The sequence below is a fragment of the Desulfovulcanus sp. genome, from assembly GCF_982781345.1.
In genome coordinates this window covers 1-1,141 of the sequence record NZ_CEYAEZ010000192.1, presented here as the reverse complement: position 1 = coordinate 1,141, position 1,141 = coordinate 1, and the positions used below count along the sequence as shown (strand labels likewise).

Sequence of the window (1,141 nt, the reverse complement as noted above, 5' to 3'; positions counted from 1 at the left end):
TGAGAAAATTAGAATGTTCTTAGGTAAGTATTTTGATAATGATAAAATATTTAAAATATGCGAATTATCTAGAAAATATGGTTTTGATCATATTAAACTATATTTCATAATTGGAATACCTAATGAAGATGATAATGATATTAGAGAATGTGTAGATATTGTTAGGAAAGTTTGTAAGATATTTAATGGTAATGTGTATGTTAGTGTAAATCCTTGGATTAGAAAACCTCAAACACCACTTCAATATATGAAACCTTTAGATATGGATGTTGTTGATAAGAGAATTAAATATTTTGTAGAGAATTTAAATTGTAGATATACTACCTATGACATATTTTTAGCATATGCTCAAATGCTTCTCTCACTAGGTGATAGAGATGTTTCAAAAATTATTATTGATGCATCTAGATTAGAAATTAGTAATCTCTCTAGAAGTCTTTGGAGAAGAATTTTGAGAAAATATTCAGACTTATTTAAGAAGTATGTATTTTCTCAATACGATATTAATAGTGAATTACCTTGGTCACATGTTAAGTCTAGTATTGATAGTCGTATTTTATGGAGAAGATATGAGGAGAGTATTAGCATGTTTTCTAGAGGTAATAACTTATAAGTGTAGTATTGTGACTAGATGTGAATGGAAAGTCTAGAAGCTAAATCTCATCTTGTGGATATTTCACGTTTCAATCTTCCTAAGAGGTATCTACAGTTTATTAATGATTCTAAAATTCAGGAATATTATAAAGAGAAGTTTGATCTTCCTCCAACATGTAGAGTTGTGAAGAAGACTAATAGTGTATGTCCAATATGTAGGAGAATTGTTGAAGCTGTAGTATATGAACACGATGGTGCAATATGGATTAAGAAGAGCTGTCCTGAGCATGGAATGTTTTTAGATATGTATTGGGGTGATGCAGAGCTATACTACTACTATATTCAGTGGGACAGGTGTGAGTATATTGGTAGTGGTGTTGAAAATCCTAATGTAGATTGGGAACATGTCAGGAAGAGTGGTCTATGTCCATATGCTTGTGGTCTATGCCCAATGCATAGATCATGTACGATACTTGCAATAATTGATGTAACTAATAGATGTAATATGAGATGTCCAATATGTTTTGCAGATATTAAGACAAGTCTA

At 30.5% G+C, this 1,141-nt stretch carries 1 protein-coding gene and 1 pseudogene; both read left to right on the top strand.

Translation table 11 applies throughout. The annotated features are described in order from the left end of the window. On the top strand, positions 1-613 hold a 613-nt coding region (locus tag AC3WVG_RS12170; RefSeq protein ID WP_488798383.1), incomplete at its 5' end, for a hypothetical protein. Positions 614-637: 24 nt separating this feature from the next. Beyond that, a pseudogene (locus AC3WVG_RS12165) lies at positions 638-1,141 on the top strand (hypothetical protein); the annotation flags it as partial.